This is a genomic window from Pseudomonas sp. PSB18 (assembly GCF_014596565.1).
In the GTDB taxonomy this organism is placed as follows: domain Bacteria; phylum Pseudomonadota; class Gammaproteobacteria; order Pseudomonadales; family Pseudomonadaceae; genus Aquipseudomonas.
Map to the genome: position 1 here is coordinate 41140 of NZ_NOIN01000006.1, position 14469 is coordinate 55608.

13 protein-coding genes are annotated in these 14469 nt (G+C 60.3%); 6 read left to right on the plus strand and 7 right to left on the minus strand.

Annotation, left to right across the window (positions count from 1 at the left end):
* Positions 1-86 precede the first annotated feature (86 nt).
* On the minus strand, positions 87-1211 hold the full coding sequence (locus CGA22_RS15370) for a sugar diacid recognition domain-containing protein (protein ID WP_041022193.1): 1125 nt from the start codon (positions 1209-1211) through the stop codon (positions 87-89).
* A 159-nt stretch (positions 1212-1370) separates the two neighbouring features.
* Between CGA22_RS15370 and CGA22_RS15375 the strand changes: the two genes are divergently transcribed.
* The 3 genes from CGA22_RS15375 (at position 1371) to rarD (ending at position 4988) form a co-directional block, all read left to right on the plus strand.
* A complete protein-coding gene (locus CGA22_RS15375; RefSeq protein ID WP_041022194.1) occupies positions 1371-2681 on the plus strand; it encodes an MFS transporter in 1311 nt (436 codons plus the stop codon).
* Positions 2682-2913: 232 nt separating this feature from the next.
* Positions 2914-3927: an aldo/keto reductase gene (locus CGA22_RS15380; protein ID WP_041022195.1), complete on the plus strand. Its 1014-nt coding sequence runs from the start codon at positions 2914-2916 to the stop codon at positions 3925-3927.
* A 176-nt stretch (positions 3928-4103) separates the two neighbouring features.
* Positions 4104-4988, plus strand: coding sequence for an EamA family transporter RarD (gene rarD, locus CGA22_RS15385; protein ID WP_041022196.1), 885 nt, complete (start codon positions 4104-4106; stop codon positions 4986-4988).
* A 125-nt stretch (positions 4989-5113) separates the two neighbouring features.
* Here the strand turns inward: rarD and hppD are convergent, their stop codons facing one another.
* A complete protein-coding gene (gene hppD, locus CGA22_RS15390) occupies positions 5114-6190 on the minus strand; it encodes a 4-hydroxyphenylpyruvate dioxygenase (protein ID WP_041022197.1) in 1077 nt (358 codons plus the stop codon).
* Between the two features lie 248 nt (positions 6191-6438).
* Complete coding sequence (locus CGA22_RS15395; RefSeq protein ID WP_041022198.1) at positions 6439-7383, minus strand: DMT family transporter; 945 nt, start codon at positions 7381-7383, stop codon at positions 6439-6441.
* 144 nt (positions 7384-7527) lie between these two features.
* Between CGA22_RS15395 and CGA22_RS15400 the strand changes: the two genes are divergently transcribed.
* Positions 7528-8394 carry a LysR family transcriptional regulator gene (locus CGA22_RS15400; protein ID WP_041022199.1) on the plus strand — a complete coding sequence of 289 codons (867 nt, stop codon included), beginning with the start codon at positions 7528-7530 and terminating at the stop codon, positions 8392-8394.
* A 319-nt stretch (positions 8395-8713) separates the two neighbouring features.
* The gene (locus tag CGA22_RS15405; protein ID WP_041022200.1) at positions 8714-9079 is read left to right on the plus strand and encodes a histone-like nucleoid-structuring protein, MvaT/MvaU family; all 366 of its coding nucleotides are present in this window, start codon (positions 8714-8716) and stop codon (positions 9077-9079) included.
* Between the two features lie 93 nt (positions 9080-9172).
* Here the strand turns inward: CGA22_RS15405 and CGA22_RS15410 are convergent, their stop codons facing one another.
* Positions 9173-9709 carry a DUF4946 domain-containing protein gene (locus CGA22_RS15410; protein WP_041022201.1) on the minus strand — a complete coding sequence of 179 codons (537 nt, stop codon included), beginning with the start codon at positions 9707-9709 and terminating at the stop codon, positions 9173-9175.
* A gap of 173 nt (positions 9710-9882) precedes the next feature.
* On the opposite strand from CGA22_RS15410, the gene gloA reads away from it, so the two are divergent.
* Positions 9883-10404, plus strand: coding sequence for a lactoylglutathione lyase (gene gloA / locus CGA22_RS15415; protein ID WP_041022202.1), 522 nt, complete (start codon positions 9883-9885; stop codon positions 10402-10404).
* Positions 10405-10631: 227 nt separating this feature from the next.
* Here gloA and ahpF read toward each other — a convergent pair whose 3' ends face one another.
* The 3 genes from ahpF to gorA form a co-directional block, all read right to left on the minus strand.
* Positions 10632-12194: an alkyl hydroperoxide reductase subunit F gene (ahpF, locus tag CGA22_RS15420; protein ID WP_041022203.1), complete on the minus strand. Its 1563-nt coding sequence runs from the start codon at positions 12192-12194 to the stop codon at positions 10632-10634.
* 124 nt (positions 12195-12318) lie between these two features.
* The gene (gene ahpC, locus CGA22_RS15425; RefSeq protein ID WP_020294651.1) at positions 12319-12882 is read right to left on the minus strand and encodes an alkyl hydroperoxide reductase subunit C; all 564 of its coding nucleotides are present in this window, start codon (positions 12880-12882) and stop codon (positions 12319-12321) included.
* Between the two features lie 173 nt (positions 12883-13055).
* Entirely contained in the window at positions 13056-14411 is a 1356-nt protein-coding gene (gene gorA, locus CGA22_RS15430; RefSeq protein WP_041022204.1) for a glutathione-disulfide reductase, read from the minus strand.
* Positions 14412-14469: the final 58 nt, after the last annotated feature.

Here is a 14469-nt window from a genome sequence, read left to right on the forward strand (position 1 = left end):
GCGAGCCTGCTCGCGATAGCGGTGTGTCAGTCCACATCGATGTTGACTGAACTGACGCTATCGCGAGCAGGCTCGCTCCCACAGGGTTATGTGGCGGGACTTTCGGTCTGTGGCAGCAGTTGGATGCCAAGGTACAACGCCAGCATTCCATCCAGCCGCAGCGGGTCTACGCCGCTGAGCTCGGCGATGCGTTCCATGCGGTAACGCAGGCTGTTGCGATGAATGCCAAGGGCTTCGGCGCAGGCCTGGCTCTGGCCGTCGTGCTCGCACCAACTGCGCAAGGTCGCGAGCAGTTGGCCGTTGCTGTCCTTGGCGATGACCTTGCGCAACGGCGTGAGCAACTCGTCCAGGGCGTCATCGTCGCGATGGCGCCAGAGCAGCACCGGCAGCCGATAGCGACTGAGCGTCAGCAACCTCGACTGCGGCAGCACATCCCGCCCATAGGCCAACAGGTCCCCCACGCGCCGGTAGCAACGCCGCAGGCCCGCCAGCCCTTCGGCCTGGCCGCCCACCGCGACCCGCAGGATATTCCAGCCCAGCCCGTCGAGCTTGCCCAGCAAGCGCTCGTTCTCCACCGAGGCGGTGACCGGGCGACACCAGAGCAAGGAGGACTTGGACGAGGTCAAGCACCAACTGTCGGGGTAGCGGGACATCAGCCAGGCGCTCAGCGCCTCGACGGTCTGCCCTGGCCCATGTTCCAGCCCCAACTCGAACAGATACGGCACCCGCGACAACTGCGGCTTGAGGCCCATCTGTCGCGCCTCATCCAACAACCGCGGCGAATCCCCCGCGTCCCCCAGCAACAACGCCAGCAAGTCATCGCAACGCTGGCGGCGCCATTGCTGTTCGGCCTGCTGGTTGCGCTGGCCCAGGAGCATTTCGGCGGTCATGCGCACCAGCTGGGCATAGGTGCGCAACTGCTCCGGCTCGCCAGTGATGCCCAGCACGCCGATCAGCCGTTGATCGAGCATCAGCGGCAGGTTGATGCCCGGTTGTACCCCCTTGAGTTGCAAGGCCGTATGCGCATCGATCTCCACCACCCGGCCGTTGGCCAGGACCAGTTGCGCGCCCTCGTGACGGGTATTGATCCGCTCGCGTTCGCCACTGCCCAGGATCAGGCCCTGGTTGTCCATGACATTGACGTTGTACGGCAGGATCGCCATCGCCCGGTCGACGATGTCCTGCGCCAGGTCGTGATCGAGTTCGAACATGGGCGGAGTTCCTTGCAAGGGGATTGGTCAGGCGCACAGGGTCCGGGGGCAAACCCTGTGCCCAGGCACAAAGACACGGGGCCCTGGGCTGGCCGAGACTCAAGGGGCGGTCAACGTTACCCCCTGGCTCGCAAAAATCATAATAAAGAGAGACTCGCCATGTCCCAGAGCGCCACAGCCGTCCTGGCTACTCCAGACGAAAAAAACAGCGTCTACAAACGCATCACCCTGCGTTTGATCCCCTTTATTTTCATCTGCTACCTGTTCAACTACCTTGACCGGGTCAACGTCGGCTTCGCCAAGCTGCAGATGCTCGACGCGCTGAAGTTCAGCGAAACCGTGTACGGCCTCGGCGCCGGGATTTTCTTCATCGGCTACGTGCTGTGCGGTGTGCCGAGCAACCTGGCCTTGACCCGATTCGGCCCACGGCGCTGGATCGCATTGATGATGATTACCTGGGGCACCTTGTCGACGTGCCTGCTGTTCGTCACCACCCCCACCGAGTTCTACACCTTGCGGCTGCTCACCGGCGCGGCCGAAGCCGGGTTCTTCCCCGGCGTGGTGCTGTACCTCTCGCAATGGTTCCCGACGTTCCGCCGGGGCCGGATCATGGCGTTGTTCATGTCGGCCATCCCGGTGTCCGGCCTGCTGGGCAGCCCGTTTTCCGGCTGGATCCTCAACCACTTCGCGGCGGGCCAGGGTGGCCTGGCGGGCTGGCAGTGGATGTTCCTGCTGCAGGGTATCCCCACCGTCATCCTCGGGGCCCTGGCGTTTTTCCTGCTCAGCGACACCTTCGCCAACGCCAAGTGGCTGACCGCTGAAGAACGCGCCGTGCTCACCGCCGACCACGCACAAGACCTGGCGGACAAGCCGAAGACCGCCAGCGACTCCCTGCTGGCCGTGTTCAGGAACCCGGCGATCTGGGCGTTCGGCCTGGTGTACTTCTGCATCCAGAGTGGCGTGTACGCGATCAACTTCTGGCTGCCGTCGATCATCAAGAACCTGGGCTTCAGCGATAACCTGACCATCGGCTGGCTGAGCGCGATTCCCTATCTACTGGCTGCGCTGTTCATGCTGTTGGTGGGACGCTCGGCGGACCTGCACAAGGAGCGCCGCTGGCACCTGGTGGTGCCGATGCTGATGGGCGCGCTGGGGCTGCTGATCGCGGTCAACTTCGCCGGCACCCCGGTCATCGCCATACTGGGCCTGTCCATCGCCACCATGGGCGCCCTCACCGGCTTGCCGATGTTCTGGCCGGTGCCCACCGCCCTGCTCAGCGCGGGCGCGGCGGCCGGCGGCCTGGCGTTGATCAACTCCATGGGGCAGATGGCGGGCTTCCTCAGCCCGTACCTAGTGGGCTGGGTGAAAGATGCCAGCGGATCGACCGATGCGGCGTTGTACCTGCTGGCGGGGGTGATTGTCTGCGGGAGCGGGCTGGCGTTGCGCATGACACGTACCTTGAAAGCCTGACACCAGACCCTGTGGGAGCATGGCTTTGACAGCAAGACTGTGGGAGCAAGGCTTGCCCGCGATGAAGTCAACGCGGTTTGAGCTTGGAACAGCGTCGCATTCATCGCGGGCAAGCCATGCTCCTACAGTGGCTCACCCATATGGGCTCCTGGGTGTTTGATAAATGTGTTTGATCCATACGGTCGTTCTGGGGTTTGATTGAGCCTTTCCCATCGATAAAAAGGATCTTGTCATGAGCTACCGCACACTGGGTCATTCCGGGTTACACGTCTCGACATTGACCCTGGGTACCATGATGTTCGGCGAACAGACCAGCACCGAGGATTCGCTGCGGATCATCGACAAGGCCTGGGACCAGGGCATCAACTTCATCGACACGGCGGACGTCTACACCAACGGTCGTTCCGAAGAAATCGTCGGCGAGGCGATTGCCAGTCGCCGCCAGGAATGGGTGCTCGCCACCAAGGTCGGCTTCGGCCCGGCGGATGGCGTGCCCAACCGCAGCGGCCTGAGCCGCAAGCACCTGTTCAATGGCATCGAGGCCAGCCTCACGCGCCTGGGCACCGATTACCTGGACATCTACTACCTGCACCGCGAAGACCACAACACACCGCTGCACGTCACCGTGTCGGCCATCGGCGACCTGATCCGCCAAGGCAAGATCCGCTACTGGGGCCTGTCGAACTACCGTGGCTGGCGCATCGCCGAAGTGATCCGCATCGCCGACAGCCTGGGCATCGACCGCCCGGTGATCAGTCAACCGCTGTACAACATCGTCAACCGCCAGGCGGAAACCGAGCAGATCACCGCCGCCCAGAACTATGGCCTTGGCGTGGTGCCCTTCAGCCCACTCGCCCGGGGCGTGCTCAGCGGCAAATATGCGCCGGACGTAGCGCCGGACGCCAACAGCCGCGCCGGCCGCCAGGACAAACGCATCCTGGAAACCGAATGGCGGGTCGAGTCCCTGCGCATTGCCCAGCAGATCCAGCAGTACACCCAGGAACGAGGCGTGGGCATCGTCGAGTTCGCCATCGCCTGGGTGCTGAACAACCGCGCCGTCACTTCGGCCATCGTCGGGCCGCGCACCGAGGAACAGTGGGATGGCTACACCAAGGCGCAGGCCGTGACGATCACCGCCGAGGACGAAGCCTTCATCGATTCGCTGGTGACGCCGGGGCATGCGTCGACGCCGGGCTTCAATGACGTGGGGCATTTCGTGCCGGGGCGCGTGCCGCGCACGTCATAAAACCACTGAGTGCAGCGAACCTCATGGTGGCGTGCTGGCTGTGGGAGCAAGGCTTGCCCGCGACGAAGGCCCCTCGGTCCCCAGGTGAATCGCGTAGACTTCATCGCGGGCAAGCCTTGCTCCCACAGTGTTGTGCTCATTGTTCAGGTGCTGTTTCATTCTTCCAGAGACTTATCGTGTCCAAAGGCATCGCCCTATCGGTTTCGGCCTCCGCGCTGTTCGCCGTCATGTATTACTACACCTCGTTGCTCGCACCGCTGACCGGCGTGGAGATTTTTGGCTGGCGCATGCTGCTGACGATGCCCTGTATGACAGTGTTCATGCTGGTGGCGCGGGAATGGAAACTGGTCACTGCACTGGTTCAGCGCCTGATCGACACTCCACGATTGCTGATCGGCGCGATGGTTTCTTCGGCACTGATGGGCGCGCAAGTCTGGCTTTTCATGTGGGCGCCGCTCAACGGCTACAGCCTGGATGTGTCATTGGGGTATTTTCTGTTGCCGCTGTCGATGGTCCTGACCGGGCGCATCGTCTATGGCGAACGCCTGTCATACCTGCAGAAAGTCGCGGTGTTCTTCGCCACCCTTGGCGTGTGCAACGAGTTCTATCAAGTAGGTGGGTTTTCCTGGGCGACCTTGCTAGTGGTGATCGGCTATCCCATCTACTTCGTCCTGCGCAGACGCATCAAGACCGATAACCTGGGCGGGCTCTGGCTGGACATGACGCTGATGCTGCCCGTAGCACTCTGGTTCGTGCAGAGCGGTGAGCAAGGCTTCAATGTGTTCGATCAGTACCCGTGGCTGTCGCTGCTGATCCCGGTGCTCGGGGTGATCAGCGCGTCGGCGCTGGTGTCCTACATCATCGCCAGCCGGCTGTTGCCGTTCGGCCTGTTCGGGTTGTTGAGCTACGTCGAACCGGTGTTGCTGCTAGGCGTAGCGCTGTTGTTGGGGGAAAGCATCAAGGCCGCCGAGTGGCTGACCTACATCCCCATCTGGATGGCGGTGGCGGTGTTGGTGTTCGAAGGTTTCAAGCACCTGACGCGGCAGCGGCGCCGGGCCTGAGAGTTACCCCGCCCCATGTGGGAGCGAGCCTGCTCGCGATGGCGGCCTGTCAGTCAATGCAGCGGTGACTGACACACTGCCATCGCGAGCAGGCTCGCTCCCACAGGGTAACAGGGCTTCAGGTATTACTCGGTCGCCAACACCCCACGCCGCACCTGGTCACGCTCGATGGATTCGAACAGTGCCTTGAAGTTGCCTTCGCCAAACCCATCGTCGCCCTTGCGCTGGATGAATTCGAAGAACACCGGGCCCATCAGGGTTTCCGAGAAGATCTGCAGCAGCAGGCGCTTGTCGTCCGGGTTGGAAGAACCGTCCAGCAGGATGCCCCGCGATTGCAGCTCGTCCACCGGCTCGCCGTGGTTCGGCAAACGACCTTCGAGCATTTCGTAGTAGGTGTCCGGCGGCGCGGTCATGAAGCGCATGCCGATCTTCTTCAACGCATCCCAGGTCTTGATCAGGTCGTCGGTTAGGAACGCCACGTGCTGGATGCCCTCGCCGTTGAACTGCATCAGGAACTCTTCGATCTGCCCCGCGCCTTTGGACGACTCTTCGTTCAACGGAATACGGATCATGCCGTCCGGGGCGGTCATGGCCTTGGACGTCAGCCCGGTGTATTCGCCTTTGATATCGAAGTAACGGATCTCGCGGAAGTTGAACAGCTTCTCGTAGAAGCCGGCCCAGTAGGCCATGCGGCCGCGATACACGTTGTGGGTCAGATGGTCGATGATCTTCAGCCCCGCGCCCACCGGGTGACGGTCGACGCCTTCGAGGAACACGAAGTCGATGTCATAGATCGAGCTGCCTTCGCCAAAACGATCGATCAGGTACAGCGGCGCGCCACCGATGCCCTTGATCGCCGGCAGGTTCAGTTCCATCGGACCGGTTTCGATATGGATCGGCTGGGCGCCAAGTTCCAGGGCACGCCGGTAGGCCAGCTGCGAATCCTTGACCCGGAACGCCATGCCGCATACCGACGGACCATGCTCGGCCGCAAAGTAGGACGCCACGCTATGGGGTTCGTTGTTGAGGATCAGGTTGATCGCGCCCTGGCGATACAGGTGCACGTTCTTGGAACGGTGCGTGGCGACTTTGGTGAAGCCCATGATCTCGAAGATCGGCTCCAGGGTATTGGGTGTAGGGGATGCGAATTCGATGAATTCAAAGCCCATCAGGCCCATCGGGTTTTCGTATAGATCTGCCATGTCGGCGCCTCATCATGCTTATCAATTAACGGAACGTTAGTTGCTGGCCATGCTGAGGGTGCAAGGTGGCGCGCAGGAGATACCGCGAACGCTGCGGGCGAGGAAATCGCCATAGATCAGTTGTAACCCAAGTATCTTCATTGTCGACCCAAGGCTTTTGCGGGCGAGGCTTCTGCTGCCAGAAGTCGTTATTCTTGTATGCGTAAATCGATTCTACACAGCGTAACCTGATTTGTCCGCCTCCTCTATCAAATCGCCTTTTTCGCCGACCGCGCAAGGGGTCGGTTGCACAGGAAAATGCCCGTCAGGATCAGCCCGCCGCCCACGCACATCAAGGCCGTGAGCCGTTCGTCCAATAGCAGCGCACCCAGCAGCACCGCCGTCAGCGGGTTAAGGGCAATGAATACGCCGGAACGGGTCGCGCCGATCCGGCGAATACCGTCGTACCAGGCGATGTAGGCCAGGGCTGAGCCCAACACGCCAAGATAAAGCAGGCTCAGCCATTGCCTGATGTCCAGCCCGCGCAGGGCTTCGAAGCGAACCTCGCCCCCGGCTGCACAGGCCAGCCACAGCATCAGCGTGCCCAGCAGAATCGACCAGGTGACGGTCTGCAATGGGCCGAGGCTTTCATTCAGGTTCCGGGAAAACAGCGAATAGATGCCCCACCCCAGCACGCAGCCGAAAATCAGCAGATCACCGATCCAGCCCTGGGTGGATGCCTGCAGCAAGGAAGGATCGCGGCTGACGATGACCAGCCCGGCGCCGCCGATGCACAGCGCAATTCCACCGACCTTCGACCGGCTCAGTCGCTCCTTGAACAGCCACCACGACGCCAGGCCGATCACCGCCGGGTTCAAGGCCACGATCAGCGAAGCCCGAGACGCATTGATGTAGTGCAAGCCGTAGAAGAAACACAGGTTGTAGAAAAGGATGCCGAAGAACCCCAACACCGCCAATTGCAGGCCCTGTTTCACGGTCGGCCTGGCCAGCGGGATCCTCGCCAGGCCGAGGAACAGCAGCAGCGCCACACTGGCCAGCAGAAAGCGCAGGCTGGCGGCCAACAGGGGCGCCAGGGCATCGGACAGGATCCTGCCGGCCACGAAGGTGCCGCCCCAGATCATGGTGACCATGGACAGCTTCAGGTAGACCGGCAGGTCCGAGGGGGGCGAAAAAGTGTGTTCGAGGTTTTTCATGTTCACCACAGACAAATAAAACGGGGTACACCACCTTGTGGCGAGGGGATAAATCCCCTCGCCACAAGGTGGTGTCTATCCAGTTCGAATCGGATGCCCCATTATCAAGCTCATAATAAGTCATCGTAAAATGAACATTTCCTCATGACCCTCACCCAGCTCGAAATCTTCTCCCTGGTCGCCGAGTTGCATGGTTTCACCGCTGCAGCGACGCGCTTGGGCATCAGTCAGTCAGCGGTGTCCCACGCCATCAAGTCGCTGGAACAGGAACTGGGGGTCGAACTGTTCAGGCGCCACCAGTCCGTGGTGGAGCCCAGCGACATCGGCCAGCAATTGCTCTTGCGTGCCCGCGCCATGCTCGGACTGGCCAATACCCTGCGCCAGGAAGCCGCCGACGCCCGCGGCATGCGCCGTGGCACTTTGCGCATCGGCTCGTTCGGCCCGACTTCATCGATGAAGCTTTTGCCGGCCATCCTGCAGCGTTATCGCGTCTTGCATCCGGGGATTGAAATGCACATCGACGAAGGGCCGGACCGGCAAGTCATCCAATGGCTGGATGAGCGACGGGTCGATGTCGGCTTCGTGGTACTGCCCGAGGACCGTTTCGATACGTTCGCCTTGATGGAAGACCAGATGGTCGCCCTCCTTCCCGTCGCCCACCCCCTCGCCGCCCGGACCAACTTGAGTCTCAGCGATCTGTGCCACGACCCCTTCGTGCTCACCGAGGCCGGATCGGCGGAGCTGGTCACTCGCCTGTTCAATGCCGCGCGGCTCACCCCGAACGTGCGCTATCGCTGCTCACAGTTGCTCAGCACCTTGAACACTGTCAGCCGGGGTGAGGCCGTCACCGTGGTCTCCGAAGGCTCGCTGCCACCGGGGGATCACCCTGGCTTCGTCGTACGGCCTTTGTCGCCTCCAGTTCCTCGCCAGATAGGCCTGGCGGTACTGGACAGTCGCCAGGTTTCGCCCGCCACTCGGGCATTTATCGAATTGGCTTTGTCTGTTGAATGAAGAAAGGCTGGGCTCTACCGATCGATAGCGTAATGCCATCTATCGACAATCGAAGCAACTTCCAATCGGATTACCCATTTGAATCTATACTTTGTACACACCGGCCTGCCGCCAGATAGCGATTCAACTTGAGGAAAACGTTTGCTCTTGTTACATGAGGAAAAAGATACGATTTACACTGTCCGGTTTAACTACTACAATTTTTCTGCCTGTGCTGGATAGCAGGAGAGTCATTTATCACCGAGGCGCTTCAAAGCGCTTGGCTTATAGCTTTGTCTGCGGTTGGTCTCAGCCAAATATTTGATTGGAGTAACGATAATTGTCCAGACTCGTTGAATTTCGTAAAGCCGAAAAGGCCCTTCAGGATCAGCTCAAACAGTTGGAATTGCTGAAGAATGACGCCGGGCTCAAGAAAGAAATCGAATTCGAAGAAAAGCTCCAGGCACTGATGAAGACCTACGGCAAGGGCCTGCGCGATATCATCGCAATTCTTGACCCAAACCCGTCAAAAGCGGGCTCTTCATCGGCCAAGGCGCCTAAAACCCGCCGTGCTCGAGTGGTCAAGGTCTATCAGAACCCGCACACCGGCGAACTGATCGAAACCAAGGGCGGCAATCACCGCGGCCTGAAAGCCTGGAAAGAACAATACGGCGCGAGCACCGTCGACTCCTGGGTACGTACCTGACATCCAGGATGAATAAAAAAGCCCTGAATACCTCAGGGCTTTTTTCATGGGCTCAAACTTATGGAGTAAACCTGGCGTATTAGGTTGATAGCCCTATAGTTTCAGGCTATTTCGTACCGACTGTATTTCATCCTGGCTTTCAATAAACACATGCGCCTGTCCCGCATAGGACAGTACATAAGCCCGGCCTTCATTAAGTGCTGCGACCAGTGTCTGAGACAACACATGTCGGCCGTTCTGCGTGATCGTACAGGTAGTTTCCAGGGCGGTTACCCCGCCCAATAGGGATGCATGAATCTTATTGCATACACTTTGATAACCACCCTGGAAAAAATCCTTCTGGATCGACTTGCGCATTTCCAGGAGCACGCCTTGCAAGTTGACTTGATGACCGGGCTCGATGGGCGTAGCGGTCAGCTCCATGACCATAACGGCGTTGCCTGCCGGGTCATTCTTGGTCGCCCGTTGCCGAGAAGTTCCCGGTGCCGCCGGCGCGACAGATGCACCGGCAGGCAGCGGCTCGATGAACCAGCCCTGGGGCCAGGTGACCTGCGGTTCGGCGGCCTGGAGGCTGGCACTCGCAACAATGGCAAAAAACAGGACGAACAACGAAAGGAACGGTCGAATCATTGCGCTGCACTCAAGGACGAATCGCGAAGTCTGAAGCTCACCGCAGCACCAGGCAATAGCCGCACATGGTTTGGCGATGCGGCGCCCCCTGCGTATCATGTTTCAAGCAAGCCACAGAACCGTCGCGCCAAGCCCTGCGACGTCGTTTGCCCCACTTATTTTCCGGAGGGCCCATGAGCCTGCACGAACTCGACACTTTCCCGGGCGTCACTGCCCAACCCGATGCCGCCACGGCCAACTTCGTCTTCAACCACACCATGCTGCGGGTCAAGGACATCAGCAAGTCCCTGGATTTCTACACTCGCGTCCTGGGTTTCTCGCTGGTGGAAAAACGCGACTTCCCTGAAGCCGAATTCAGCCTGTATTTCCTCGCCTTGGTGGACAAGCGCCAGATCCCGGCGGACGCTGCGGCACGCACCCAGTGGATGAAATCGATCCCCGGCATCCTGGAACTGACCCACAACCATGGCACCGAAAGCGACCCGGCGTTCGCCTATCACAACGGCAACACCGATCCACGCGGGTTCGGTCACATCTGCATCTCGGTACCGGATGTGGTCGCCGCCTGCGAACGCTTCGAAGCGTTAGGCTGTGACTTCCAGAAGCGCCTGAGCGACGGCCGCATGAAAAGCCTGGCGTTCATCAAGGACCCGGATGGCTACTGGGTCGAGATTATCCAGCCTGCGCCGCTCTAAGACCCACCGAGAAACCTACCTGTGGTGGGCAAGGCTTGCCCTTCACAAATCTGTGGGAGCAAAGCTTGCTCGCGACTACGGTAAATTCAGTCAGCAACAATGTTGACTGGTCTAGCGCTATCGCGAGCAAGCTTTGCTCCCACAGGACTCGGTGGTGGATATGAAAGCTCGATAAAAAACCCCATGGGCCAGGCCCATGGGGTTTTGTCTTTCCGGTGCCCGGCTGTTTATGCCGGCGCCGAGGTACGGATCAGATGGTCGAAGGCGCTCAACGAAGCCTTGGCCCCCTCGCCTACGGCGATCACGATCTGCTTGTATGGCACGGTGGTTACATCACCGGCGGCGAACACGCCAGGGATGGAGGTTTCACCCCGGGCGTCGACGATGATCTCGCCACGCGGTGACAGCTCGACGGTACCTTTGAGCCAGTCGGTGTTGGGCAACAGGCCGATCTGCACGAAAATCCCTTCCAGCGTCACATCGCGCACTTCACCGCTCGGACGATCCTTGTAGCGCAGGCCGTTGACCTTCTGGCCATCGCCCGTCACTTCGGTGGTCTGGGCGTTGGTGATCACCGTCACGTTCGGCAAGCTGTGCAGCTTGCGCTGCAGCACCGCGTCGGCACGCAATTGCACATCGAACTCCAGCAAAGTGACATGGGCGACGATGCCGGCCAGGTCGATGGCCGCTTCGACACCGGAGTTGCCCCCGCCGATCACCGCCACGCGCTTGCCCTTGAACAGCGGACCGTCACAGTGCGGGCAGTACGCCACGCCTTTGTTGCGGTATTGCTGCTCGCCCGGCACGTTCATCTCACGCCAGCGGGCACCGGTCGCCAGGATCACGGTCTTGGCCTTGAGGCGCGCACCGCTGGCGAACCGGACTTCGTGCAGCGCGCCGTCCGTGCCAGGCACCAGCGTATCGGCACGTTGCAGGTTCATGATGTCCACGTCGTACTGCTTGACGTGCTCTTCCAGGGCCACGGCCAGTTTCGGCCCTTCGGTTTCCTGCACCGAGATGAAGTTCTCGATAGCCATGGTATCGAGCACCTGACCGCCGAAGCGTTCGGCCGCCACACCAGTGCGAATGCCTTTACGGGCCGCATAGATCGCCGCCGACGCACCGGCCGGACCACCGCCCACCACCAACACATCGAAGGCGTCCTTGGCGCTGATTTTTTCGGCCTGGCGTTCGATGCCGCTGGTGTCGATCTTGGCGAGAATCTCTTCGAGGCCCATGCGGCCCTGACCGAAGTTCTCACCGTTCAGGTAGATGCTCGGTACGGCCATGATCTGACGTTCATCGACCTCGGCTTGGAACAACGCACCGTCAATGGCAACGTGACGGATGTTCGGGTTCAGCACCGCCATCAGGTTCAGCGCCTGGACCACGTCCGGGCAGTTCTGGCACGACAGCGAGAAATAGGTCTCGAAGTTGAACTCGCCTTCAAGGGCGCGGATCTGTTCAATGATTTCGACACTGGCCTTCGAAGGGTGACCGCCGACTTGCAGCAAGGCCAGCACCAGCGAAGTGAATTCGTGGCCCATGGGGATACCGGCGAAACGCAGGCTGATATCGGCTCCCGGGCGGTTCAACGAGAACGATGGCTTGCGCGCATCGGTGCCGTTGTCGAGCAACATGATCTGGGTGGAGAGACTGGCAATGTCTTTGAGCAGCGCCAGCATTTCCTGGGATTTCGCACCGTCGTCGAGGGAGGCAACGATCTCGATCGGCTGGGTGACCCGTTCCAGATATGACTTCAACTGAGCTTTAAGATTGGCGTCCAACATACGGGCGATTTCCATTTTTTGAATTTCAGAAAAAACAACGCCCGAGCGAATCTCGCCCGGGCGTTTTTGAGGGCGAAGCGGCTTACTAGGTCAAGAGCTGATCGCCCTCGGATGACCCATGGGCTTAGATCTTGCCAACCAGGTCCAGGGACGGAGCCAGGGTGGCCTCGCCTTCTTTCCACTTGGCTGGGCAGACTTCACCAGGGTGAGCGGCGACATACTGGGCGGCCTTGATCTTGCGCAGCAGCTCGGAAGCGTCACGGCCTACACCGCCGTCGTTGATTTCGACGATCTTGATCTGACCTTCTGGGTTGATCACGAAAGTACCGCGGTCAGCCAGGCCAGCTTCTTCGATCAGCACGTCGAAGTTGCGGGAGATGGTCAGGGTCGGGTCGCCGATCATGGTGTACTGGATCTTGCCGATGGCTGGCGAAGTGTTGTGCCAGGCAGCGTGGGCAAAGTGGGTGTCAGTCGACACGCTGTAGATCTCGACGCCCAGCTTCTGGAATTCGGCGTAGTTGTCGGCCAGGTCTTCCAGCTCGGTCGGGCAAACGAAGGTGAAGTCAGCCGGGTAGAAGAACACGACAGACCACTTGCCTTTCAGGTCGGCGTCCGACACTTCGACGAAGGCGCCGTTTTTGAATGCGGTAGCTTTGAACGGTTTAACTTGGCTGTTGATGATAGGCATCGGTGTTTCTCCATCAGGGTTGAAAAGTTGATGGAGAGAAGCTTACCCACTCATGCCCGAGCTGGCTCATTGGCAAAGCTGATGCGAATAATTGGTTTTGGCTATCAGGGAACTGTATAGATAGAAAAAATCTGTAGAAGCTGCCACAGCCCGGCAGCTCCTATGCAACAGCGTCAGGCCGCGGGGGTGCGCATGGTGACGAACTCTTCGGCGGCAGTCGGATGCACGCCAATGGTTTCGTCAAAATCGCGCTTGCTGGCGCCGGCCTTGAGGGCAATGGCCAGGCCCTGGACGATTTCCCCGGCGTCCGGACCGACCATATGGCAGCCCAGGACCTTGTCGGTCCGGGCATCCACCACCAGTTTCATCAGCGTACGTTCCTGGCAGTCGGTCAGGCTCAGCTTCATCGGCCGGAAGCGGCTTTCGAAAATCTGCACCTCATACCCCTCTTCCCGGGCCTGTTCCTCGGTCAGGCCGACCGTGCCGATGTTCGGCAGGCTGAACACTGCGGTGGGAATCATCCGGTAGTCCACCAGGCGGTACTGCTCGGGCTTGAACAGACGCCGCGCCACCGCCATGCCTTCGGCCAGGGCAACGGGTGTCAGCTGTACGCGCCCGATCACGTCGCCAATGGCAAGGATCGACGGCTCGGTGGTCTCGTATTTTTCATTGACCTGGACAAAGCCCTTCTCATCCAGGGTGACAGCGGTGTTCTCCAGGCCGAGGTTATCGAGCATCGGCCGCCGGCCGGTGGCGTAGAACACGCAATCGGTCACCAGCGTGCGGCCGTCCTTGAGGGTCACCGCCAGGCTGCCGTCGGCCTGCTTGTCGATGCGCTGGATATCGGCATTGAACTGCAGATCCAGGCCGCGGCGCGTCAGTTCTTCGGCCAGATGCTTGCGCACTGCACCGTCAAAGCCGCGCAGGAACAACTCACCGCGATACAGCAGGGACGTCTGCGCGCCCATGCCATGGAAAATCCCCGCGAACTCCACCGCGATGTAGCCACCCCCCACCACCAGTACGCGCTTGGGCAGTTCCTTGAGGAAAAAAGCCTCGTTGGAACTGATGGCATGCTCGCGCCCCGGAATCTGCGGGATGACCGGCCAGCCACCGGTGGCGACCAGGATGTGCTCGGTGGTATGGCGCTGACCGTTGATTTCGACCTCATGGGGCCCGGTGATCTTCGCATGGCCCTCATGCAACGCCACGCCGCTGTTGACCAGCAGATTGCGATAGATGCCGTTGAGGCGATTGATCTCCTGGTCCTTGTTGGCAATCAGCGTGGCCCAGTCGAAACTTGCCTCGCCCGCCGACCAACCATAGGCCGAAGCCTGCTCGAAATCCTCGGCGTAATGCGCGCCATAGACCAGCAGTTTCTTCGGCACGCAACCGACGTTCACGCAAGTACCGCCCAGATAACGGCTTTCCGCCACGGCCACCCTGGCGCCAAAACCGGCGGCAAACCGCGCAGCCCGCACACCACCGGAACCGGCGCCAATCACATACAGGTCAAAATCGTAGGCCATTACTGTCTCCTTAGGCAGGCCATCAGCATACCCGCTGTTTCCAGACGGGTCAGCGTTG

Excerpts from the sequence above, each read along its gene's own strand:
- hppD (WP_041022197.1), bottom strand. The coding sequence starts at position 6,190 with ATGGCAGATCTATACGAAAACCCGATGGGCCTGATGGGCTTTGAATTC.
- CGA22_RS15380 (WP_041022195.1), top strand. The coding sequence starts at position 2,914 with ATGAGCTACCGCACACTGGGTCATTCCGGGTTACACGTCTCGACATTG.
- CGA22_RS15395 (WP_041022198.1), bottom strand. The coding sequence starts at position 7,383 with ATGAAAAACCTCGAACACACTTTTTCGCCCCCCTCGGACCTGCCGGTC.
- gloA (WP_041022202.1), top strand. The coding sequence starts at position 9,883 with ATGAGCCTGCACGAACTCGACACTTTCCCGGGCGTCACTGCCCAACCC.
- ahpF (WP_041022203.1), bottom strand. The coding sequence starts at position 12,194 with ATGTTGGACGCCAATCTTAAAGCTCAGTTGAAGTCATATCTGGAACGG.
- ahpC (WP_020294651.1), bottom strand. The coding sequence starts at position 12,882 with ATGCCTATCATCAACAGCCAAGTTAAACCGTTCAAAGCTACCGCATTC.
- CGA22_RS15400 (WP_041022199.1), top strand. The coding sequence starts at position 7,528 with ATGACCCTCACCCAGCTCGAAATCTTCTCCCTGGTCGCCGAGTTGCAT.
- gorA (WP_041022204.1), bottom strand. The coding sequence starts at position 14,411 with ATGGCCTACGATTTTGACCTGTATGTGATTGGCGCCGGTTCCGGTGGT.
- CGA22_RS15375 (WP_041022194.1), top strand. The coding sequence starts at position 1,371 with ATGTCCCAGAGCGCCACAGCCGTCCTGGCTACTCCAGACGAAAAAAAC.
- CGA22_RS15410 (WP_041022201.1), bottom strand. The coding sequence starts at position 9,709 with ATGATTCGACCGTTCCTTTCGTTGTTCGTCCTGTTTTTTGCCATTGTT.
- CGA22_RS15370 (WP_041022193.1), bottom strand. The coding sequence starts at position 1,211 with ATGTTCGAACTCGATCACGACCTGGCGCAGGACATCGTCGACCGGGCG.